Annotated in this window: 19 protein-coding genes and 1 pseudogene; 13 read left to right on the plus strand and 7 right to left on the minus strand. The window is 64.7% G+C overall.

The window, feature by feature from the left end; translation table 11 throughout:
- Positions 1 to 41 precede the first annotated feature (41 nt).
- The 3 genes from ACVILH_RS18960 to ACVILH_RS18970 are packed head-to-tail and all read left to right on the plus strand — an operon-like array spanning position 42 to position 3,484.
- Positions 42 to 965, plus strand: coding sequence for an ABC transporter permease (locus tag ACVILH_RS18960; protein WP_456714240.1), 924 nt, complete (start codon positions 42 to 44; stop codon positions 963 to 965).
- Positions 962 to 1,828 carry an ABC transporter permease gene (locus ACVILH_RS18965; protein WP_456714241.1) on the plus strand — a complete coding sequence of 289 codons (867 nt, stop codon included), beginning with the start codon at positions 962 to 964 and terminating at the stop codon, positions 1,826 to 1,828. Before ACVILH_RS18960 ends, ACVILH_RS18965 begins: the two co-directional genes overlap by 4 nt.
- The gene (locus tag ACVILH_RS18970) at positions 1,829 to 3,484 is read left to right on the plus strand and encodes an ABC transporter ATP-binding protein (RefSeq protein WP_456714242.1); all 1,656 of its coding nucleotides are present in this window, start codon (positions 1,829 to 1,831) and stop codon (positions 3,482 to 3,484) included.
- A gap of 8 nt (positions 3,485 to 3,492) precedes the next feature.
- Here ACVILH_RS18970 and ACVILH_RS18975 read toward each other — a convergent pair whose 3' ends face one another.
- Positions 3,493 to 3,969 (minus strand): Lrp/AsnC family transcriptional regulator, encoded by a 477-nt coding sequence (locus ACVILH_RS18975; protein ID WP_257170303.1) that lies wholly within the window; start codon positions 3,967 to 3,969, stop codon positions 3,493 to 3,495.
- A gap of 241 nt (positions 3,970 to 4,210) precedes the next feature.
- Between ACVILH_RS18975 and ACVILH_RS18980 the strand changes: the two genes are divergently transcribed.
- Together ACVILH_RS18980 and ACVILH_RS18985 are read left to right on the plus strand one after the other, a co-directional pair.
- Positions 4,211 to 5,536 (plus strand): NAD(P)/FAD-dependent oxidoreductase, encoded by a 1,326-nt coding sequence (locus ACVILH_RS18980; protein WP_456714243.1) that lies wholly within the window; start codon positions 4,211 to 4,213, stop codon positions 5,534 to 5,536.
- Positions 5,537 to 6,488: 952 nt separating this feature from the next.
- Positions 6,489 to 7,049, plus strand: a complete 561-nt coding sequence (locus ACVILH_RS18985; protein ID WP_456714244.1) for a hypothetical protein — start codon at positions 6,489 to 6,491, stop codon at positions 7,047 to 7,049.
- A 39-nt stretch (positions 7,050 to 7,088) separates the two neighbouring features.
- On the opposite strand, the gene ACVILH_RS18990 is transcribed toward ACVILH_RS18985, so the two are convergent.
- The 6 genes and pseudogenes from ACVILH_RS18990 to ACVILH_RS19015 all read right to left on the minus strand — a co-directional run bounded on the left by ACVILH_RS18990 (position 7,089) and on the right by ACVILH_RS19015 (position 13,704).
- A complete protein-coding gene (locus ACVILH_RS18990; protein ID WP_456714245.1) occupies positions 7,089 to 7,751 on the minus strand; it encodes a DUF2268 domain-containing putative Zn-dependent protease in 663 nt (220 codons plus the stop codon).
- Positions 7,752 to 8,203: 452 nt separating this feature from the next.
- Positions 8,204 to 8,608: a hypothetical protein gene (locus ACVILH_RS18995; RefSeq protein ID WP_456714246.1), complete on the minus strand. Its 405-nt coding sequence runs from the start codon at positions 8,606 to 8,608 to the stop codon at positions 8,204 to 8,206.
- Positions 8,609 to 8,977: 369 nt separating this feature from the next.
- Complete coding sequence (locus ACVILH_RS19000; RefSeq protein WP_456714247.1) at positions 8,978 to 9,958, minus strand: ABC transporter permease; 981 nt, start codon at positions 9,956 to 9,958, stop codon at positions 8,978 to 8,980.
- Positions 9,955 to 10,935 (minus strand): ABC transporter permease, encoded by a 981-nt coding sequence (locus ACVILH_RS19005; protein WP_456714248.1) that lies wholly within the window; start codon positions 10,933 to 10,935, stop codon positions 9,955 to 9,957. The genes ACVILH_RS19000 and ACVILH_RS19005 overlap by 4 nt, the downstream gene beginning before the upstream one ends.
- Positions 10,932 to 12,474: pseudogene (locus tag ACVILH_RS19010) on the minus strand (sugar ABC transporter ATP-binding protein). The gene ACVILH_RS19005 and the pseudogene ACVILH_RS19010 overlap by 4 nt, the downstream one beginning before the upstream one ends.
- A gap of 90 nt (positions 12,475 to 12,564) precedes the next feature.
- The gene (locus ACVILH_RS19015; protein ID WP_456714249.1) at positions 12,565 to 13,704 is read right to left on the minus strand and encodes a sugar ABC transporter substrate-binding protein; all 1,140 of its coding nucleotides are present in this window, start codon (positions 13,702 to 13,704) and stop codon (positions 12,565 to 12,567) included.
- A gap of 482 nt (positions 13,705 to 14,186) precedes the next feature.
- Between ACVILH_RS19015 and ACVILH_RS19020 the strand changes: the two genes are divergently transcribed.
- The 8 genes from ACVILH_RS19020 to ACVILH_RS19055 all read left to right on the plus strand — a co-directional run bounded on the left by ACVILH_RS19020 (position 14,187) and on the right by ACVILH_RS19055 (position 22,523).
- Complete coding sequence (locus ACVILH_RS19020; protein WP_456714250.1) at positions 14,187 to 15,440, plus strand: ABC transporter substrate-binding protein; 1,254 nt, start codon at positions 14,187 to 14,189, stop codon at positions 15,438 to 15,440.
- A 125-nt stretch (positions 15,441 to 15,565) separates the two neighbouring features.
- Positions 15,566 to 16,387, plus strand: a complete 822-nt coding sequence (locus ACVILH_RS19025) for an AraC family transcriptional regulator (RefSeq protein ID WP_456714251.1) — start codon at positions 15,566 to 15,568, stop codon at positions 16,385 to 16,387.
- Positions 16,388 to 16,586: 199 nt separating this feature from the next.
- Positions 16,587 to 17,597, plus strand: coding sequence for a branched-chain amino acid ABC transporter permease (locus ACVILH_RS19030; protein WP_456714252.1), 1,011 nt, complete (start codon positions 16,587 to 16,589; stop codon positions 17,595 to 17,597).
- Position 17,598: 1 nt separating this feature from the next.
- Positions 17,599 to 18,684, plus strand: a complete 1,086-nt coding sequence (locus tag ACVILH_RS19035; RefSeq protein WP_456714253.1) for a branched-chain amino acid ABC transporter permease — start codon at positions 17,599 to 17,601, stop codon at positions 18,682 to 18,684.
- The gene (locus ACVILH_RS19040; protein WP_456714254.1) at positions 18,677 to 19,459 is read left to right on the plus strand and encodes an ABC transporter ATP-binding protein; all 783 of its coding nucleotides are present in this window, start codon (positions 18,677 to 18,679) and stop codon (positions 19,457 to 19,459) included. Before ACVILH_RS19035 ends, ACVILH_RS19040 begins: the two co-directional genes overlap by 8 nt.
- Entirely contained in the window at positions 19,452 to 19,667 is a 216-nt protein-coding gene (locus ACVILH_RS19045) for a hypothetical protein (protein ID WP_456714255.1), read from the plus strand. The genes ACVILH_RS19040 and ACVILH_RS19045 overlap by 8 nt, the downstream gene beginning before the upstream one ends.
- The gene (locus ACVILH_RS19050; RefSeq protein WP_456714256.1) at positions 19,618 to 21,672 is read left to right on the plus strand and encodes a Tm-1-like ATP-binding domain-containing protein; all 2,055 of its coding nucleotides are present in this window, start codon (positions 19,618 to 19,620) and stop codon (positions 21,670 to 21,672) included. The genes ACVILH_RS19045 and ACVILH_RS19050 overlap by 50 nt, the downstream gene beginning before the upstream one ends.
- A 5-nt stretch (positions 21,673 to 21,677) precedes the next feature.
- A complete protein-coding gene (locus tag ACVILH_RS19055; RefSeq protein ID WP_456714257.1) occupies positions 21,678 to 22,523 on the plus strand; it encodes a phosphoenolpyruvate hydrolase family protein in 846 nt (281 codons plus the stop codon).
- Positions 22,524 to 22,534 lie beyond the last annotated feature (11 nt).

A 22,534-nucleotide genomic window follows, 5' to 3' on the forward strand; every position in this document is an offset into this window, starting at 1 on the left:
CACGGGCGTCTCGTTTGAAACATCGGATCGCATCACTCGTCATGTCCCGGCTGGCCATCGCGCTGGTCACCGCGGTCATTGTTTCCTTCGCCGTGTTCTTTGCCACCGCGATGCTGCCCGGGGACACCGCGACCATCCTGCTCGGCCAGGCCGCGACGCCGGAAGCCGTCGAGGGCTTGCGCAAGGCGATGCACCTCGACGACCCCGCGATCTTCCGTTTCCTGCGCTGGCTCGCGGGCGTCGTGCAGGGCGACCTCGGTGTCTCCTATGCCAACAACATGCCGGTGGCCAAGCTGATCGCCGGGCGCCTCGTCAACACGCTCAAGCTCGCCGGGCTCACCGCCGTCATCGCGGTGCCGCTGGCGCTGACGCTCGGCATCACCGCGGCGATGCTGCGCAACACGCTGTATGACCGCTGTCTCACCATCGCGATCATCGGCGTGGTGTCGGTGCCGGAGTTCATGATCGCGACGCTCGCCGTGCTGCTGTTCGCGGTCTATCTCAACTGGCTTCCTGCCGTCTCCTTCACCAGCGAGATCCGCACCGCCTATGATTTTGCCCGTGCCTATGCGATGCCGGTCGTCACGCTCACCATCGTGATCTCGGCGCAGATGATCCGGATGAGCCGGGCGGCCGTCGTCGAGACGCTGAGCACGCCCTATGTCGAAATGGCGCTGCTGAAAGGCGCCTCGCGCGGCCGGATCGTGCTGCGCCACGCGCTGCCCAATGCGCTCGGGCCGATCGTCAACGCGGTCGCGCTGTCGCTGTCCTATCTCCTGGGCGGCGTCATCATCGTCGAGACCATCTTCAACTATCCCGGCATCGCCAAGCTGATGGTCGATGCAGTGTCGACCCGCGACCTGCCGCTGATCCAGAGCTGCGCCATCATCTTCTGCTTCGGGTTCCTGCTGCTGACCACCACGGCGGACGTGATCGCCATCCTGTCGAATCCGAGGCTGCGATGACGAGCGCCACGACATCCGCCGGCCGCAAGTCGGGCCCGACCTCGCTGCTCGGCTACCGCATCAATGCGGTCGGCGTGGTCGGTGCGCTGATCGTGACGTTCTGGATCGTGGTGGCCTTCGCCGCGCCCGCGATCATTCCGTATCCGATCGGCGACATCGTCGACACCGACTATTTCGGTCCGATGAGCCGCGAGCTGTGGCTGGGCTCCGACTATCTCGGCCGCGACATGACCTCGCGCATCCTGATGGGCGCGCGCTACACGCTCGGCATCTCCGTGGCGTCCGTCATCATCGCCGGCGCGGCCGGCGTCACGCTCGGCATGATCGCCGCCATCACCGGCGGGGTCGTCGACATGGTGCTGAGCCGGCTGCTCGATGCGCTGAGCTCGATTCCGAGCAAGCTGTTCAGCCTCGTCGTCGTCGCCGCCGTCGGCTCGTCGATTCCCGTTCTGATCGTGACCATGGCCGTGATCTACATTCCCGGCGCCTACCGCTTCGCCCGCGCGCTCGCCGTCAACATCAACACCATGGACTTCGTGGTGGTCGCTCGCATCCGCGGCGAGAGCCTGTGGTATCTGATCCGCGCGGAAATCCTGCCCAACATCATCGGTCCGGTGCTGGTCGATCTCGGCCTGCGCTTCGTCTTCATCGTGCTGCTGCTGTCGGGGATGTCGTTCCTCGGCCTCGGCGTCAGGCCGCCTTATGCCGATTGGGGCGCGCTGGTGCGCGAGAACATCGGCGGGCTGCCTTATGCCGCGCCAGCGGTGATCTTTCCGTCCCTGGCGATCGCGAGCCTGACCATTGCGGTCAATCTCCTGATCGACAATCTGCCGACCAAGATCCGCGACCGGGAGGCGTCGTAGATGACGAGCCTGGTTCAGATCCGCGATCTTCGCGTCGAGGCCACCACCGATTCCGGCCGCACCATCGAGATCATCAGGGGCGTCGACCTCGACATCGCCGAGGGCGAGATCGTCGCGCTGATCGGCGAGAGCGGCTCGGGGAAGACCACCATCGCGATGAGCCTGATGGGCTATGCCCGTGCGGGCTGCAGGATCGTCGGCGGCTCGGTCGCGGTCGACGGCATCGACATGGTGGCGCTGTCGGAGAAGGACAAGGCGGCGGTGCGCGGCGCCAAGATCGCCTATGTGCCGCAGAGCGCGGCCGCGGCGTTCAATCCGGCGATCCGGATCATGGACCAGGTCATCGAGGTCGTGCGCATCCATGGCGTGATGCCGCTGGAGGAGGCGCGCGGCAAGGCGGTGGCGCTGTTCCGCGCGCTGTCGCTGCCCAACCCGGACGAGATCGGCAATCGCTATCCGCACCAGGTGTCGGGCGGCCAGTTGCAGCGGCTCGCCGCCGCGATGGCGCTGATCGCAAGCCCCAAGGTGCTGATCTTCGATGAGCCGACGACGGCGCTCGACGTCACCACCCAGGTCGAGGTGCTCAGGGCGTTCAAGTCGGTGATCTCGGCGCACCGCATTGCCGGCATCTATGTATCGCACGATCTTGCGGTCGTCGCCCAGATCGCCGACCGCATCGTCGTGCTCAGGAATGGCGAGGTGCAGGAGAGCGGCACGACGGCCGACATTCTCGAGCGCGCGCAGCATCCCTATACGCGGCAGCTGCTGGCGGCGGTCGCGCCGGATCATGAGCCGCGGCGTGATGCGTCGGGCGCCACGGCCGAGCCGTTGCTCGAGGTGCACGAGGTCTCGGTCGGCTACGGTCCGCTGCGCTCGGACGGCCAGCCCGCGATCGTGGCGGTCGACAATGTCAGCCTGCGCGTGGCGCGCGGGCGCAATCTCGGCATCATCGGCGAATCCGGCTGCGGCAAGTCGACGCTTGCGCGCGCGATTGCCGGAATCCTGCCGCCGTTCTCGGGAGGCGTCGTGTTCGACGGCCACGAGCTCGGGCGCAGCGCACGACATCGCAGCCCTGACCAGCTGCGTCAGGTGCAGATCGTGTTCCAGCATGCCGACACCGCGCTCAATCCGGCGCATACGGTCGAGGACATCCTGGGGCGTCCGCTGACATTCTATCACGGCATGCCGCGCAAGCAGCGCAGCGGCCGCATCGACCAGCTGCTCGACATGGTGAAGCTGCCGCGCGCCTTGCGGCTGCGCCGGCCGGCCGAGCTGTCGGGCGGACAGAAGCAGCGCGTCAATTTCGCCCGCGCGCTCGCGGCCGATCCCAAGCTGATCATCTGCGACGAGATCACCTCGGCGCTCGACACCGTCGTTGCCGCCGCGGTCATTGACCTGCTGAAGGAGCTGCAGCGCGAGCTCGATCTCGCTTATGTCTTCATCAGCCACGATCTGTCGGTCGTGGAAGCGATCTGCGACGACATCGTCGTGATGTATCGCGGACGCAAGATCGAGCAGATCACGCCCGAGGCCATGGCGCGGCCGGAGCATCCCTATACGCAGCTCCTGCTGTCCTCGGTGCCGAAGCTCGATCCGACCTGGCTGGATCATCTGCGCCAGGATCCCGAGCAGGTCCGCGAATATTGTCAGCGCTGAGCGCGGGCCTACATCTGGAACAGGCTGGTCAGCGGCAGATAGGGCTTCACGATCGGCGATTTCAGCACGACGAAGCTGAAATACTTCTCGATGCCGATATCCATGTCGGTGAGCCGCTCCATGATCGTCTGGTACTCGCCGATCCCCGCGGTGACGAACTTCATCATGTAATCGTAGCCGCCGGAGACGAGATGGCACTCGATCAGCTGGTCGATCTTCTCGACCGCGGTGAGAAAGCGGGCGAAGTCGATCTGGCGGTGGTTCTTCAGGGTGACCTCGGTGAAGACGGTCAGCGTCTGGCCGAGCTTGGAGACGCAGATCTGGGCCGAATAGCCCTCGATATAGCCTTCCGCCTGCAGCTTCTTCACCCGCATCAAGCAGGGGCTCGGCGACAGATTGACCAGCTCGGCCAATTCCACATTGGTGACGCGGCCATTCTTTTGCAGTTCGTGCAGAATCTTGATGTCGATGCGATCGAGCTTCATGCGAGGCGGGGTCCCGTGTCGCGAGGCGTCCTGGTCCCATTACAGCAGAAAATTCTGCGCTTGGGTGACCGAACTTCTGCAAAGCAAGAACGGGGCCGTAGATGTCCGGATTATGCGATGCAAAACAATACACTGGGGGCGCGGGAGCCTGCAGAATGATATGCCGTCCGGCTGTCGAATCCGACGCCCGAAGTGCCCGATACCGCTTTAACCTGGGTCAGCCCGAAGCCGGAGAACGCAGATGCCCGCCCCCCTGGTGCACGTCGAGACATCGCCAACGCTGCCCGAGCGTGCAGACGCCGTTGTCATCGGCGGCGGCATCATCGGCGTGTTCACTGCCTATTATCTCGCGCGGCGCGGGCTCGCGGTCGCATTGATCGAGAAGGGGCGGATCGGCGCCGAGCAGTCGAGCCGCAATTGGGGCTGGTGCCGGCAGCAGAACCGTGATGCGCGCGAGCTGCCGATGGCGACCTTGAGCCTCGACCTCTGGGAGCGCTTTGCCGCCGAAAGCGGCGAGACGACCGGCTTCTCGCGTTGTGGCCTGTTCTATCTCAGCAATGACGAGGCCGAGCTCGCCGGCTGGGCGCGCTGGGGCGAGTTCGCCAAGACGGCCGGCGTCACCACGCACATGCTGGACAGCCGCCAGGCCAGCGAGCGTGGTGCTGCCACCGGGCGCAGCTGGAAGGGCGGCGTGCTCTCGCCGACCGACGGCACCGCCAGCCCCGCCGATGCCGCGCCGGCGGTGGCGCGTGCGATCCTGAAGCAGGGCGGCACGGTGCATCAGATGTGCGCGGTGCGCGGCGTCGAGACCAGCGGCGGACGACTCTCGGCCGTCGTCACCGAGCGCGGCACGATCCGCACGCCGGTTGCGGTGCTGTCGGCGGGCGCCTGGGCGTCGTCGTTCTGCCATCAACTGGGCGTCGCACTTCCGATGGCCTCGATCCGCGCCTCCGCGCTCGCGCTGTCGCCCTCGGCGGAGCCGTTGCCGCCGGCGCTGCACACCGCCGCCGTCTCCATCACCAGGCGCGGCGATGGCGGACATACGGTCGCGATCAGCGGACGCGGTCGCGTCGATCCGACCCCGCAGCAGCTGCGCTTCGCGCCGCACTTCCTGCCGATGTTCGCCAAGCGCTGGCGTAGCTTGCTGCCGGGCGGTCTCGAAGGCCTGCGCTCCGGACACGAGACGCTCGGCCGCTGGCGGCTCGATGAGACGACTCCGATGGAGGTCACCCGCATCCTCGATCCCAAGCCGGACGGCGCCTCGATCCGCCTGATGCATGCACGCGCGCTCGAGCTGCTGCCGGCGCTGAAGCAGAGCCAGGTGACGGCGACCTGGGCGGGCTATATCGATTCCACACCGGACGGCGTGCCCGCGATCGGCGAGCTTGCCGCGCTGCCCGGCCTGATCGTCGCCGCCGGCTTCAGCGGCCATGGCTTCGGCATCGGCCCGGGGGCCGGTCATCTCATCGCCGATCTCGTCACCGCTGCGACGCCGATCGTCGATCCCCGGGCCTATGCACCCGAGCGCTTTGCACGGCATGGCGGCACCAAGGTCGCGGACTTCTGACGGAGTCATAGGCTGGGTCCATCTCCTCTCGAACCCCCCGGCGCGCTTGCTTGGTCGGGTTCTGGTTGGCGCTTGATCGAAACGCGATCCGTCAGACCACGATGGTCCGGCCTCGCGGCGCCTGATGCGTCCGAGCTGTGCGATCTCTCGACCCTCTGCAAATCGAGGGCGCAGGGAATGCCGGGCGCTGGCCGCACCCATGGCCCGCCAGCGAAAGAAAATGCTGGCGGCAGTCACCACAGGTTCAGCCGAGACATCCCGGCATTCCCCGCGCGATGGTTTTAGCGGCTTATACGTCCTCTCCCCGGGGACCGGCTGTCTTGCCCCCGTCACGGACGGATCATCGTCACCATCCGCTTGACCTCAGCTTCGGGAGGCCAGGACCCTACGATTTCGCCGGCGCATCGGGCTCGTTCGTCCGCATGACAGGTCACGCTGCGAATCCAATGCGCCCACCGCATCCCGCACCCACGTTTCGTGACGACCGCGAAGCGCCCCTCGGCGGGACGGGATGCGCCTAGACAATCATGATTTTCGAAAAAACGAAAGAAGAATATTTTTCGCGAAAGGACTGGACAGGGGTGATGGGCTTGAGGCGGTGAGAGAAATCAGATTTTTGGCGCAGGGGTGCCGGAGGTCTTGGCGACAGCCGCGCGCCTGGCCTGCGCTTGTCTCGATGAGCATGTCCGGTCAAGCTCAGCAAACGAACGTCTTTGTCTTCGCCCGAAAGGTCCGAGGAGGGCGAATTGCGGATGCGACTGGTCCGCCCGACCATGCCGTGAATAGTCCGGAGGCTGCCGACTTGCGGCGCTGCACCAAGTCGGCAACTATCGGAGGTACACAGGCCGTGACGCTAGCTCGTTCGTGAGGGCAGCTCGTGACCCGAACCAGACTTGGCCTCGCTCGCGTGCTGCGATAGAACGGGAAACAATGCAGCTCAGGAAATGGTGCAGTGAACGATGGCTTCAGCTACTCGATCGACCTGTCCCTGGCGCAATCGAGAGCGGAAAAGATCATCGAATGCATCAAACGATGGCAGGCAGAGCACGACCTGCGTCCCTTCGAGTACACCAATCATCTGCGAGTTTCGCCGACCTCGATACCCCGCAGCCATCCGACCTTGACGCTGAACGCCGAGCTCTACGATCCAAGCGAGATCCTCTGCGAGTATCTGCGCGAGCAGATGCATTGGTATCTGACTAGGTTGAAGAGTGCGGATGACGGCTCGCCCCTTATCGCCGAGTTGAAGCGCCGCTATCCGGCGGCACCTGTCGGATTTCCGGAGGGAGCAAACGACGAATACTCGACCTATCAGCATCTGCTGGTGAATTGGCTGGAGATCGAGGTGACCTCCCCGTTTGCCGGACGGGAGCGCGTCGAAGAGATCGCGCGCAACAAGCGCTATTATCGGTGGATGTATCGGACGGTGCTGGCGGATTGGCGTCCTCTCGAAGAGCTTTACCGAAACTACGGTATCGTGCCGATCAAGCCGGCCGGGCAACTCGCCGATTGAGTGCGTTGGCCGCTGCGGAGCCAAGTCAATTGCGCTTCGTCACGCGCCGGCCGGTTTTCCTATCTGCCAGATGTCCTGCCAAGGCGTGTGCATGGCCTCGATCGGATTTTTACCTGTTTCCTTGAAGTATCGACCGACGATCTGATGCCCCAGCGGATACATGGCCTTCATCACATGGGAGGGCAGGTCATTGAGTTGATAGATCCAATGCCAGTCGGCTTTCGGGTCGCCGATGATAGGCGAAAGTCTGTCAATCAGGGAAATGAGTTGCTCGCCACTAACGCCGCGCACGTTCAGCGACTCAGGAAAGCCGGTGAAGGCCTCGCAATGAACAGCCAGGCCTTCGCGAACGACGACCTCTCCGGCACACAAATCATACCATCTCCATGGGCACTTCCGAGCCCGCAGCACATGGTGTAGTTCGTGAACGACAACAATCGCGGTATTGCGACGAGTATCGATCCTTAGCTTCGGGTTCTCTTCGTCGATCCAGATTTCCATGGCGTCGGGGCCGTAATGACGACCGCCAAGACCCGTTTCAGGCGAGGTGTAGGGATCCAAAATCGCAACGATCCCGACCTGGTCGACTGAAGTCTTTTGCTTCATCGCAGCGATTCCGTCGTCGATGCCGTTCCTTATTTCGGCTTCGATTTCGATTGGTAACCGGCGCAATGCGTTGAACAACGCGATTTCAATGGCCATGACTCGCGCCGACACCGCCTCTAATTGCAATTCGAAATTTCTCGCTCATTCAATCCTGAGGCAACCTTCCCGGAAAGCAGGCCAGAGTCGCTGAAGCCGGTGTTCGGCTTCTGTCCGATATCGCTTATAGACCGGTTCAATCTATTCGGAAATGCGGCTTCCGCTGGGCTATCGAGGTCTGCTAGTGGCACATGGCTGCCGACTTGCGGCACTGCGGCAAGACGGCAGTTATCTGGGATACACCGACCATAGCGCCAACCCATTTCGGAAGGACAGCCGACGGCCCGGCCGAGAGAAGCCATCAGGCCGTGCCATGTCGGTTGTTCGAAGTTGTGCAGAAGAGATTTGCTCGGCATGAGAATTTCAGTCTTTGACCCGGAACGGACATTGCGGTGTGCCCAATTTAGACCATTCGCCAGCGCTCATGGCCGATCGAGTATTGTAAATTGTTGTTACCGCATCCGAAACCAATTAGACGCGGAGATGAAAGGAGCGCCATCATAAAGTGGTCCTGTCTGACGAGACGTCAGACACAAGCTGCGGCCATTATGACCCAACGAGACGCAATACTTTAGCTCCTCGTGCATCCATTGCACTCTCGAAGAAAACTCAATGGTGGTGATGATTGCAGACCCGTCGAGCACGAAGCGGCCGGAGTGGGCCTCAAAGTCGTAACTTGGCGCGTGTGCGGTCGAAGTGCTCCCGAGAATAACTAACATCATCCGGCGGTCGTCCGTAAAAACAAGCGATCCGGTCGGCCAGCCACCGAACGGGTTATTACGAGGCTCAGTTTTACATTCATGCCACACGTCGCCAAGCTTCCACCAGCCCACCAGCTCATCCAACAATATCGCCATGGAAACTCCGATTGGTCACAGCTTTGAAACATCGTCTCAGATTTGCGCCACATCCAATCTATGTCGGAAACAACTGCCGCTTGGTCCAATTTGGACAGCGCGGCGAATAATGTCCACTTCAGCTTTTGGCCCATGGCTGCCGAGCCGGGATGTCTGCGCGAACGGTCGCGAACGGAGGTAACTCGGGCATAGTGATCCAGCCCGGTTCGATCGTGAGTACCAGCGAGATGGTGAGCCAGTCGATGTGGTCGCCTGCCGTCGTTGCCAAGCGCGTCAAATGCAATTTCAAAATGCAATTGTCATTCAAACGACGGCAGGGCGGCAGGCGGCTGGAGCCTGCGGCGCGTGAGCTGGGTCCTGCCGGCGGGCTCACACCTTCTGGCGGCCGTAGATCAGCAGCATCAGGATGATCACCGCGCCGTAGATCAGCTGGCGGCCGGCTTCGCTGATCTGCATCACCGACAGGATCGACTGCAGCAGCGTGATCAGGATGACGCCGGCGATGGTGCCGAGATAGCTGCCGCGGCCGCCGAGGATATGCGTGCCGCCGAGCACGACGGCGGCGATCGAGGGCAGCAGATAGGCATCGCCCATCGACTGCGCCGCCTTCGACGCATAGCCCGCGAGCAGCACGCCGCCGAAGGCGGAGAGGGCGCCGGACAATGCGAAGGCCAGCATCGTGATCCGGCGCGTATCGATGCCCGAGAGATAGGCGGCGCGCTCGCGATTGCCGATGGCGTAGATGGCGCGGCCGAAGGTGGTGCGCGACAGCAGCCAGATCGCGGCGCCGCCGATGATCGCCCAGGCCAGCACGGCGTTGGGAAGGCCGGGCACGGCATGGCCGGTGGCGAGATAGCGCATCGCCTTCGACGCGGAATCTTGCGGCGCAAAGCCGCCGGTGTAGGCGACCATCAGCCCTTGCGCGACCGCGTTGGTGGCCAGCGTGATGATCATCGAGGGGATGCGCAGATAAGCGACGCCGATGCCGTTGAGCACGCCGATCGCGGCGCCGCAGAGGATGCCGCAGGGGATCGCAAGGATGGCGCCGGTCGTGCCATGCGCAGCGGCGGCGCAGGCCATCATCGCGCCCGATGTCACGACCCACGGCACGGACAGATCGATCTGGCCGAGCAGGATCACGAGCATCATGCCGGTGGCGATCACGCCGAGGAAGCTCGCGACCTTCAGCTGCTGCAGTAGGTAGTCCGGCGACAGGAAGCTGCGCGAATAGAGACTGCCGACCAGCAGCAACAGCAGGATGCAGCCGAACGAGGCGGCTACCGCCGGATCGATCCGGCGCAGCAGGCCAGCGCCACGAGAGGCCGGCCGGGTTGCCGTTGCGTCGCTCATCCGAACCACTCCAGCCGATTGCGTATGCGCAGCAGGCCGAACGCGCCAATCGAGACCGCAAGCATCAGCACGATCCCCTGGAACAGCGGCTGCCACAGCGGATCGAAGTCGAACACGAACAGGAGATCGCCGATGGTGCGGAAGGCCAGCGCACCGAAGATCGCGCCGATCGCGCTGCCGCGGCCGCCCATCAGCGACACGCCGCCGAGCACCACCGCCGCGATCGAGAACAACGTATAGGCATTGCCGCTCGCATAGGCGGCCTCGCCGGTGTAGGAGAAGAAGGTGAGGAACAGGCCGCCGATCGCCGACAACAGGCCTGCGAGCGTGTAGGCCATGAACTTGGCGCCGCGGATCGGTGCGCCGGACATGTAGGCGGCGACCTCCGACGAGCCGGTTGCGAAGGCGGCGCGGCCGATGACCGAGCGGCTATAGGGCACCCAGATCAGAGCCGCCGTCGCGGCCAGCGCCACGAGACTGGTCGGCAGCACGCCGAACAAGCGTCCCGTCAGCGCATCGGCCAGCGTCTCATTGACGGAGCCGCCCGGATTGGGCCTGAGCATCAGCGCCACGCCGTAATACATCGCGCCGGTGGCGATCGTCGTCACGATCGGTTGCAGCCGGCCGAAGATCACGATCGCGCCGTTGATCATGCCGCACAGAAGCCCGGTGCCGAGCACGCCGGCGACGCCGAGCGCAGTCTCTGTGGCGGTGCCGACGACGATCCAGGAGGCGAGGCAGTTGGTGAGCGTCAGGATCATGCCGACCGAGAGATCGATGCCGGCGGTGATCACCACGATGGCCTGCGCCATCGCGACGAAGGCGAGCAGGGTCGCCTTGTTGGAGGCGGTCTGCACCATGTTGGCGCTGAAGCCGGCCGGATGGTTGGTCGCATAGATCAGGAACATCGCCACGAAGATGCCGATCGCGAGCAAGGTGCCGCGCTGCTCGGCGAGCCAGTACCGCCACTCGGTCATGCCAGACTCGCTTCCGCCGGTTCGCTGTCGTCGACGTTGAGGGCGCTGCTGACCAGCGCGCGCTCGGTGATCCCAGCGCCCGCGAGCTCGCGCCTGACGGCGCCGTCATACATCACCAGCACGCGGTCACAGCAGCCGATCAGCTCGTCATAGTCGGTGGAGTAGAGCAGGATGGCGGCGCCCTCGTCGGCGAGGCGGCGCAGCAGCCGGTAGATCTCCTGCTTGGTGCCGACGTCGATGCCGCGCGTGGGGTCGTTGAGAAGAATGATGCGCGGCTTGTTCATCAGCCATTTCGCGATCACCACCTTCTGCTGGTTGCCGCCGGACAGCGCGCTGACGGGGAGGTCAGGCGAGGCGGTCTTGATCTCGATCAGGCGGATCATCTCGTCGATCAGGGCCGATTGGCGCTGCCGGTCGATGACGCCGAATCGCGCGAAGCGGTCGAAGGCGGCGGCCGAGAGATTGTCGCGCACCGACATCGGCAGCATCAGCCCCTCGGTCTTGCGGTCCTCCGGAATCAGCGCGAGGCCGATGCGCTCGGATTTGGCCGCGACCGGACTGTCGATCGCGACCTTGTCGCCATCGATCAGAATCTCGCCGCTGGTGTCGCGGAGCACGCCGAACAGCGCCAGCAGCAATTCGCGCTGGCCCTGGCCGTCGAAGTCCGCCGAGGCCGATGATCTCGCCTCCATGTAGCGAGAAGGAGATCTCCTTGAGCCGGTCGCCCCAGCCGAGCTTCCTGCATTCCAGCGTCGGCGTGCGGCCGTCGGGTTGGCGCGCCGGTTTGTCCGGAAAGACATGCTTGTATTCGCGGCCGATCATCAGCTCGATCACCTCGGCGTCCGTCTTGCTGCCGGCGGTGAACGTCGAGATCCGGCGGCCGTTGCGGAACACGCTGCAATCATCGGCGAGCTCGGCGATCTCGTGCATGCGGTGCGAGATGTAGAGCAGCGCGAGGCCCTCGCTGCGCAGGCGCTTGAGCACATCGAACACCTTGGTGACGTCGGAGGCCGTCAGCGCCGATGTGGCCTCGTCGAGGATCAGGATCTTCGGCTGCCGTGCCAACGCCTTCGCGATCTCGACCATCTGCCGGCGCGACAACGGCAAGTCCCTGACCAGCGCGCGCGGATGGATGTCGCCGGCGCCGGCGCGATGCAGCGCCTCCTCGGCGATGCGCCGCTGGGCGCGCCGATCGATCATGCCGAGCCGCGTCGGCGGATGAGAGATCATGATGTTGTCGGCGACAGACAGATCCGGGATCAGCGACAGCTCTTGGAAGATGCAGACGATCCCGGCGTCGTTGGCTGCGGACGGATTGGAGAAAGCGACCTCGCGTCCCCCGAGCGTCATGCGGCCTTCGTCCGGCGCGACCACGCCGACCATGAGCTTGATCAAGGTCGACTTGCCGGCGCCGTTCTCGCCGAGAATGGCGTGGATGCGCCCGGGGTGAACCTCGAGATCCGCTCGGTCGAGCGCGACGACGCCGCCATAGCGCTTGGACAATCCTTCGGCGCGAAACAGCGGCTCGGCCGCGATCATGATATTCTCTTCCTCAGCGCTGGCGCGACAGTCATATCCGATCCGCCGCGCCATCCATTGCATGGCGCGGCGGCTTGGCCTCGTATTGGCCTACTGGTTTTCCTTCGACTGGCCCATGATCTCCTGCGCTGTGAAGTTGATGCCGCAGGTCGGGAAGGAGTTGCCGACGAAGAAATTGTCGGACTGAGACGGGAAGTAGTCGATGTCCTTCTTGAAGTTGGGATCCTCGACGACCGCCAGCGGCAGCTTGACCGATTGCGGCACCACCTTGCCTTCGAGAGCCGCGAGCGCGACCTTGATCGCGACGGCGACCTGCGCCGGGCCGGTGCCGGCCGAGGAGCACTTCAAGCCTTCGGATGACTTGGCGGCGCAGAATTTGCGGAAGCCGTTCTCGGTCTCGCCGCCGAACGGCACCATCTTGTGCTTGGCGTCGAGCATCGCCTGCACGATGCCGGTGTCACCGCCCTGGCCGGAGATCGCGTCGAAGGGACCATTGGTCGCGATCGCATCGGCCGTGGCCTTCTGGGCGACGCCGTCATCCCATTTGCCGACGACCTCGGTGGTCTGCCACTTCTTTCCCGAGCTGCTCAGGACGGATTGGAAACCGTTGTGCCGATCGGTGTCGACCGAGGTGCCGGCGACGCCGCGCACTTCGAGCACCTTGCCACCATCAGGCACGTTCTTGACCAGCCACTTCGCCCAGAGCTCGCCGAGGCCCTTCTGGTCGACATTGACGTTGATCGCATCTTCGGTCGCGAGAATGTTGTCGAAGGCGACGAGGATGACGCCGGCCTGCTTGGCGCGCTTGATCACCGGGCCGAACGCCGTCGGGTTCTGCGCGTTGACGACGATGGCGTCATAGCCGGAGTCGATGAAGTTGTTGATCGCCGAGATTTGCGCCGGCACGTCCTCGCCGGTCGAGACCACCTTGAACTCCTTCAGCTTGGCCTTGACCTCGGGCTGCGCTGCATAGGCCTTCGCCGTCTGGATCATCTGGATGCGCCAGGTGTTGGCGATGTAGCCGTTCGCAAGCGCGATGCGATAGGGGCCCTTCTTGGCGGGATATTTGAAGAACTTGGTGTCGCCGGTCCACGGCACCATGCATTCGGGCTCCGCCGCGGGACCCTTGACCATCTCCGGCTCTGCAAGCGCCTTGCTGGCGAACGCCGAGACCAGCACCAGCGATGCGCAGGTTGCCAGGCAGCGCGCCACGATCGATTTGGAAGACATTGGTGACCTCCCCATTGTTGCAGCGCCAATCATTGACGCATGTGCGAGACGCCTCACTTGTTGTCGGAGGTTGTTCGAGCGCCGCTCGTCGTCTCAACGATCGCAGCGATACTGGCCAATGACAGCGCTGTCAATTACCGGCGCAGGTGCGTGTTTGCGGGTGGATGCGAAGGGGATGACGCCTCGAACGCTTCGTTGATGCCTCACATGGGTCCGAGTCAGGCAGCGTCCTGCCGCATCCCGATGTCAGCGCTATCACGGCGGCATTTTTGCGTCGCATCGAGGAAAATGAGACTGCCCGTCAAGATGGCAGCTGTCGGCGAGACCCGGTGCAGCGTGGCGTCCGCTAGCCTTCATGGCGATGGAGGCTCACTCCCTTGCCAGACTTGGTGATGGACGGTGAGGCCTGCCGCCAACACGGCCAGCAACGACTGGCCGGCACAATCGTGTGCGCCAGCAATGGGCGACAAGGGAGGAGTTCGATGCACATGCGACGCGTGGGGTTCGCCGTGGTTACGGCGCTTTTGCTGTCCGGCACGGCGGCGTTTGCTCAGGAGAAGATCAAGGTCGGGGTCACCGCGACGCTCGAAGGGACATACACCGTCCTCGGGGAGGACGGCATGCGCGGCCACGTGACTGCGCTGAACGTGCTCGGCAAGAAAATCGGCGACAAGGAGCTGGAGTTCGTCGTCGCCTCGACCGATGCCACGCCGGACTCGGCGGTGCGCGCCGTGCGCAAGCTGATCGAGCAGGACAAGGTGCAGATCCTGCTGTCGCCGCTGTCGGGCGATGAAGGCATCGCGGTCAAGAACTTCGCCAAGACTCATCCGGAGCTGACTTTCGTCAACGCCGCCTCCGGCGCGCAAGAGACGACCTATGTCGATCCGGCGCCGAACTTCTTCCGCTTCAACATGGACGGCGCGCAGTGGCAGGTCGGCCTCGGCAAATATGCCTACGACACTAAGGGATACCGCAAGATTGCGACGGTCGGCGAGGACTATTCCTTCATCTACACCCAGGTGTTCGGCCTGGCATTGGAGTTCTGCGGAGCCGGCGGCAAGATCACCAGCCGGCAATGGGTCCCGCTCGGCACCAAGGATTTTGCCTCGGTGATTGCTGCGCTGCCCGACGATGTCGATGCCATCTATCTCGGTCTCGGCGGCGCCGACGCCGTGAACTTTCTTAATCAGTACCAGCAGGCCGGAGGCAAGGCGCATCTGATGGGCGGCTCGATCATGATCGACCAGACCATCCTGTCGTCCAAGGGCAACGCCAAGAACGCGCTGATCGGCACCATCGCAGCCTCGGGCCAGGCCGACACCTGGGAGGACCCGCGCTGGCAGAAGTTCGTCAAGGCCTATCAGGATTCGTTCCCGCCGGAGAAGCGCTTCCCGAGCCCGTCGCTGCTCGCCACCAACTATTACGGCTCGACCATGGCGCTGATTCTGGCGCTGCGGGAGGTCAATGGCGATCTCTCCGACAATCAGTCGAAGCTGAAGGCGGCGCTGGCCAAGATCGAGATCGACGCGCCCAACGGCAAGATCAAGCTCGACTCCAACCGTCAGGCGATCGGCACCAACTTCGTCACCGAGGTGGTCGATGACGGCAAGGGCGCGCTGTTCAGCAAGGTCGTGAAGGTCATTCCGGACGTTAACCAGACGCTGGGCTATGACGCGGCGACCTTCGCCAAGATCGGCCTGCCGAGCCGCACCGTGCCTGAATGTAAGAAGTACTGACCAATAGAGACCAGCAACTCGCGCGGCCGGAGACTTTCGCCGGCCGCGTCGTCGCGTCTCTTGCTTTCTGCGGAGCAATGGCCGACGCTGACGCATAATCAAAAAGTCATATCGGTGGGGAAGTGATGAGTAGGGCGCTTGCCGTCTTTCATGCTCGCTTCGGTCGCGCGACGGTCTATCAGCTCAATCGGCCGTTCAATGTGCATGCCCATCGCGAGGGGCATCTCATCTTTCACGTCGGCGGAACCCCGGCCAACATCGATGTCTGCGATCAGCGCCATGTCATCGGGGAGGACTCGATCGTCGCGGTCAATCCATGGGAACCACATAACTTCCTGCCGAACGATATCGACAACGGCGCAATCTTCTTCGTGCTCTATGTCAATGCCGAATGGTTCGCGCCGCCGGCGCTGCGCGAAGGCCTGAGGTTCGGGCGAACCTGCTTCCGCCGCACGGCCGCGCTCGACCGCTGCATCCGCCGCACCGCAGCGCTGGTTTGCGGCGCGCCATCGCTCGGCTGCCTGGATGGCGAGCTGCGCCAGCTGATCGACAGCTGCTATGAGGAGAGCTGGCGCGTGTCCGATCTGGCACCCGAGCGGCCAAGCGCCGAGGTGACGGATTTTCGCGTCCGCAAATGCATCAAGCTGATGTCGGACAGTCCGTGTGCGGAGATCGAGCTCGATCACATCGCGCGGGAGTCGGGACTGTCGCGACCGCATTTCTATCGCCTGTTCCGCAGCCAGACCGGGGTGACGCCGAACCTCTATCTGAACACGCTGCTGATGGAGCGGGCGCTGGATGCGGTCGTCGCAACCGAGGCGCCCATTGCCGATATCGGCTTCGATCTCGGCTTCTCGTCGCAGAGCGGCTTCACCCGCTTCTTTGCCGGCAATGTCGGCATGGCGCCGACCGATTATCGCCGCGCTGCAAAAGTGCTGCGCGCCTGACGTGCTGCTGCGCATCGCGCGAAAAGAGACTGTCGATCAAACAGGCGCTCTCGTCCGCCGCTAGTCTTGGCGCAACGTGATCCGGCAAGGGATCCGACGAGGGAGGACGAGCGATGGCCGGCATCACCGGCGATGTTCGGCTGCACGCGCGACGCCGTCGTGACGACGGCACCGGTCTCCTCGACGTGAGGGGATGTTGATGAGCCGTTTCATCGAGCGCCACCCGATCTGGTCTCTCGTCATTCTGCTCGCCGTCGCCTGTCTCGCCTGGCTGATCATCGCGGTGTGGCCGCCGGGGCTCGAAGAGGCGATCGGCCGCAAGAAGGTGTTCCTGAGCGCCGTGTTCAACGGCATCACGTTGGGCGGACTCTACTTTCTGGTCGCGAGCGGCTTCACCCTGATCTTCGGCCTGATGCGCAACGTCAATCTCGCGCACGGCTCGCTGTATCTGTTCGGCGGCTATGTCGGCTACGGCGTCTCGGCCGCGACCGGCTCGTGGATCCTGGCCTTCATCGCAGCCTTCATCGTGGTCGCGATCGTCGGCGTGCTGCTGCAGCTGCTGGTGTTTCGCCGTATGGAGGGACAGGATCTGCGGCAGACCATGGTGACGATCGGCCTGTCGATCGTGTTCGCCGATCTGATGCTGTGGGCATTCGGCGGTGACTTCTATCAGATCCAGACGCCGGCCTGGCTGATCGGCCCCGTGCAATTGCCGCTGATGACGGCGATGAGATCATCCGGCGAGGCTGTGTTCCTGCAATATCCGCTGGTGCGTCTCGTGATCTTCTGCGGCTCGGTGGCGATCGGCGTGCTGATGTGGCTCGCGCTGAACCGCACCCGGATCGGCATGATCGTGCGCGCGGGCGTCGATGATCGTGAGATCCTGGCGGCGACCGGCGTGCAGATCCAGCTCATCTTCGTCCTGGTGTTCGCGCTCGGCGCGGGACTGGCGGGCATCGCAGGCGTGGTCGGCGGGACCTTCCAATCGATCTCGCCGGGCGAGGACACCCGCTTCCTGCTGGCCTCGCTCGTCGTCGTCATCGTGGGTGGCATGGGATCGATCCCGGGCGCGGCGCTCGGCGCTGTCATCATCGGGCTCGCCGAGCAACTCGGCTCCGTCTACATCCCGACCTACGCGATCGTCGTGACGTTCCTGATCATGGTGCTGGTGCTGGCGCTGCGGCCCCAGGGCCTCCTGGCGAGGCGATGAGATGTCGCTGATCCAGGACGCGCGGGCGAGGGAGGGCATGCTGGCGTCAGGAAGCGCCGGGGCGCAGCCGGCGGCTTGGTCGGTGACCGAGCATCCCTGGGCCTGGGCGGTCGCAGCCTTGCTGCTCATCATGCCGCTCATCGCCAACGGCTTCTTCCTGATCGAGATCTTCGGCACGACGCTCATCCTCGGCACGATCGCGCTGAGCCTGATGTTCCTGGCGGGCTATGGCGGCATGGTCAGCCTGATGCAGCTCACGATCGCTGGCTTTGCCGGCTACATGGTCGCCGTGTTCGGCGTCAGCGGCAACGCCACTATCAGCCTGGGCTGGCCGTGGTGGCTGGCGACGCCGATGGCGCTGGCGCTTGCCGTGCTGTTCGGAACGCTCGGCGGCGCGCTCGCCGTGCGCACCGAGGGCATCTACACCATCATGATCACGCTCGCGATCGGCGCGGCGTTCTATTATTTCACCAACCAGAACTGGGCGATCTTCAACGGCCATACCGGCATCAACACGATCGCGACGCCGCACTTTCTCGGCATCGACTGGCGGACGGATATCGCGTTCTATTATTTGATCCTGGCGGTGGCGGCGCTGTGTTACTTTACCGTGCTCTATCTGTCGCGCGCGCCGTTCGGCCTGGCGCTGCAAGGCGTGCGCGACAATCCCCGGCGTATGGCTGCGCTTGGCTTCAACGTCAATGCGCATCGGATCGCGGCCTATGCCTTCGCGGCCTTCATCGCAGGGCTTGGCGGCGTGCTGCAGGTCTGGAACTACCGGCAGATCTCGCCGGGCTCGGTCGCTGTCGAACGCTGCATCGACATCCTGATCGTCGCAGTCGTCGGCGGCGTGACCCGGCCGGTCGGCGCCTATATCGGCGCCTTCATCTTCGTCATCCTGCGCACCTTCGCACTCGATTTCCTGGTCAAGGTCGGGCTCGATGGCAACCGTTTCCGGCTGCTGATCGGGCTCGGCTTCCTGGTCATCGTGTTCTTCTCGTCGGACGGTGTCGTCGGCCTCTACGAGCGCTGGCGCAAGCGCGGCCAAGCTAAGGAGACGCGGCCGGGAGGTCACGGTCATGGATAGGGTGGCGGACAGGCTCTCGGCGCTCGGCTCGACCGCTGCGCTTGAACTACGCGGTGTCACGCGCATGTTCGGCGCGTTGGCGGCATTGACCGACATCACCATCACGGTGAGGCCGGGTGAGCGGCGCGCGGTGCTCGGGTCCAACGGCGCCGGCAAGACGACGCTGTTCAATTGCGTCACCGGTGACTTCCTGCCGACCTCCGGGACAATCCGCTTCTTCGGCGAGGACGTGACCGCGTTTCCGCCCTATGAGCGGATTCGCCGTGGCCTGCGCCGGACCTATCAGATCTCCGCGCTATTCCTCGGCCTGACCGTTCGCGACAACGTCTATCTCGCCTGCCGTGGCGTCTCCCGCGCGCGGTTCTCGATGCTGCGCCCTGGTGTTAACGACGCGCTGATGCAGGCGACCGAGCGGTTGATCGAGGCGGTGCATCTGACATCGGTGCGCGATCAGTTGGTGTCCGAGCTCGCCCACGGCCAGCAGCGCCAGCTCGAGATAGCGCTGGCGCTCGCGGGTGCCCCGCGGTTCATCCTGTTCGACGAGCCGGCGGCGGGGCTGTCGCCGACCGAGCGGCGCGAGCTGGTCGAGATCCTGACATCGCTGCCCCCGCATATCGGCTACATCATCATCGAGCACGACATGGACGTGGCGCTGCGCGTCGTCGAGAGCGTGACGATGATGCACAACGGCCGCATCTTCAAGGAGGGCGCGCCGCACGAGATCGAGTCCGATCCCGAGGTGCAGGAGCTGTATCTGGGAGGCGGCCATGAATGACCGCAGCCGATCCGCGCCCGCGCTAGAGGTTCGCGGCCTCGACGTTTACTACGGCCATTCCCACGCGTTGCAGGGCGTCGATCTTCGTTTGGACAGCGGCGTGTTCTCGCTGGTCGGCCGCAACGGCATGGGCAAGACCCACGCTGTGCAAGGCGATCATGGGTCTGCTACGGCCGTCCGGCGGCTCGGTGCGGCTGCGCGGCAATGACATCACCGGCCTCAATCCGGCGCGCATCGCGCGGCTCGGCGTCGGCTATGTGCCGCAGGGGCGGCGTCTCTGGCGCTCGCTCAGCGTCGACGAGCATCTGCGTCTGGCGGCCGGGCTGCGCCGCGGCGCCTGGACGGTCGAGCGGGTCTACGAGACGTTCCCGCGGCTCGCCGAGCGCCGCAACAATGGCGGCGGCCAGCTCTCCGGCGGCGAGCAGCAGATGCTCGCGATCTCGCGCGCGCTGCTGACCAATCCGCAGCTCCTGATCATGGACGAGCCGACCGAGGGACTCGCACCCGTCATCGTCGCCCAGGTCGAGGAGATGCTGATCCGGCTCGGCCAGGATGGCGAGATGGCGGTGCTGGTGATCGAGCAGAACATCGGCGTCGCCACCGCGATCTCGCCGCGCGTCGCGATCATGGTCAACGGTCGCATCAATCGCATCATCGACTCCGCGCGGCTCGCCGCCGACCGCGAGCTGCAGCAGCGCCTGCTCGGCGTCGGCCAGCATGCGGGCGACGAGACCGATCTCGGCACGGAGCAGGCGAGAGAGGAGCCGGTCGCTCGTGCCGTGACGCCGGCGATTCCGAAGGTCGCGCCGGTCAAGGTCTACGTCTCCAATCCCGTGCTGCCGACGCGCTGGTCGCAGCCGGTGCCGATCGCGCAGATCGAGGCCAAGGCGCGGACCGTCTCCACCAGCGTCACGCGTCTCGACGAGGCGTCGCGCGCGGGCCGCGAGCGCACAACGCCGGTCACGTCCGGGCCGCCGGCGGTGATCGTGGCCGGGACGCTCGACACCAAGGGCGAGGAGCTGCGCTTCATCCGCGATATCATCGCGAGCCATGGCCTGCGCACGCGGCTCGTCGATGTCTCGACCAGCGGCAAGCCTACGAACTGTGACGTCTCGGCGCAGGAGATCGCGCTCAATCATCCGCGCGGCGGCTCGGTCGTGTTCGGCTCCGATCGCGGCGCTTCCGTGACCGCGATGGCCGACGCCTTCGCCCGCTGGCTGCGCCGGCAGGACAATGTCGCCGGGATCATTTCGGCCGGCGGCTCCGGCGGCACGTCGCTCGTGGCACCGGGCATGCGCGAGCTGCCGGTCGGCGTGCCCAAGCTGATCGTCTCGACCGTCGCCTCCGGAGATGTCGGCGCCTATGTCGGCCCAGCCGACATCGCCATGATGTACTCGGTCACCGACGTGCAGGGGCTGAACTCAATCTCGCGCGCAGTGCTGAGCAATGGCGCGCACGCGCTGGCTGGAATGGTGACGGCGCGGCAGCAGCAGTCTGCTCTTGTCGATCGCAGCAAACAGCAGCGGCCCGCGATCGGCATCACGATGTTCGGCGTCACCACGCCGGCCGTGCAGAAGATCACGGCCGAGCTGCGCGACGACTACGAATGCCTCGTCTTCCACGCCACTGGTGTCGGCGGCCGCTCGATGGAGAAGTTGGTCGACTCCGGGATGCTCGCCGGCGTCATCGATCTCACCACCACCGAGGTCTGCGATCTGCTGATGGGCGGCGTGTTTCCGGCCACCGAGGACCGCTTCGGCGCCATCATCCGCTCGTGCGTGCCCTATGTCGGCTCGGTCGGCGCGCTGGACATGGTCAATTTCGGCGCGCCGGACACGATTCCGGAGCGCTATCGCGGCCGCAAGTTTCACGTCCACAATCCGCAAGTCACCTTGATGCGCACCACGCCCGCCGAGAATGCGGAGATGGGGCGCTGGATCGGCGAGCGGCTCAACCGCATGGACGGGCCCGTACGGTTCTTCCTGCCCGACAAGGGCGTCTCGGCGCTCGATGTGCAGGGCCAGCCGTTCTTCGATCGCGAGGCGGACGAGGCGCTGTTCCGCAGCCTCGAGCAGACCGTGCGGCAAACGTCGACCCGGCGGATCATTCGCGTGCCGCATCACATCAACGACAATGAGTTCGTCGCGGCCATCGTCAGTGCCATCAGGCCGATGCTCGGGCGGCTGCCGGCGCGGCGCAGACAGGCGAGGTGAGGGGCATGCCGAGATATGAGCGCGCACCGCTGCTGAAGAAGTTCCGCGACATGGTCCGTCGCGGCGTGCCGATCATCGGCGGCGGCGCCGGCACCGGACTGTCGGCGAAATGCGAGGAAGCCGGCGGCATCGATCTGATCGTGATCTACAATTCCGGCCGCTACCGCATGGCCGGCCGCGGCTCGCTCGCCGGGCTGATGGCCTATGGCGATGCCAACGCGATCGTGGTCGAGATGGCCGCCGAGGTGCTGCCTGTCGTGAAGAACACGCCGGTGCTCGCGGGCGTCAACGGCACCGACCCGTTCCGCGACATGGATGTGTTTCTCGACGAGTTGAAGACGCTTGGCTTCTCCGGCGTGCAGAACTTTCCGACCGTTGGCCTGATCGATGGCACCTTCCGTGCCAATCTCGAGGAGACCGGCATTTCCTACGCGCTGGAGATCGACATGATCGGCCGCGCGCATGAAAAGGATCTGCTGACGACGCCCTACGTGTTCAACGAGGCGCAGGCCACGGGCATGGCGATCGCCGGCGCCGACATCATCGTCTGCCATCTCGGCCTGACCACCGGCGGCTCGATCGGCGCACAGACCGCACCGAAGCTGGAGGATTGTCCCGGCCTGATCGACAGCTGGGCCTCCGCGGCGCTCAGCGTCAACCCCGAAATCCTGGTGCTGGCGCATGGCGGCCCGATCGCGGAGCCGGCGGATGCCGATTTCATCATGAAGCACACCAAGAACTGCCACGGCTTCTACGGCGCCTCCTCGATGGAGCGGCTGCCGGTGGAGCGCGCGCTGACCGAGCAGGTGCGACATTTCAAGGCGATCAGCTCGCGGCCGCGCCGCGTCTGAGGCGACAACAT

The organism is Bradyrhizobium sp. USDA 4353 (assembly GCF_054063215.1).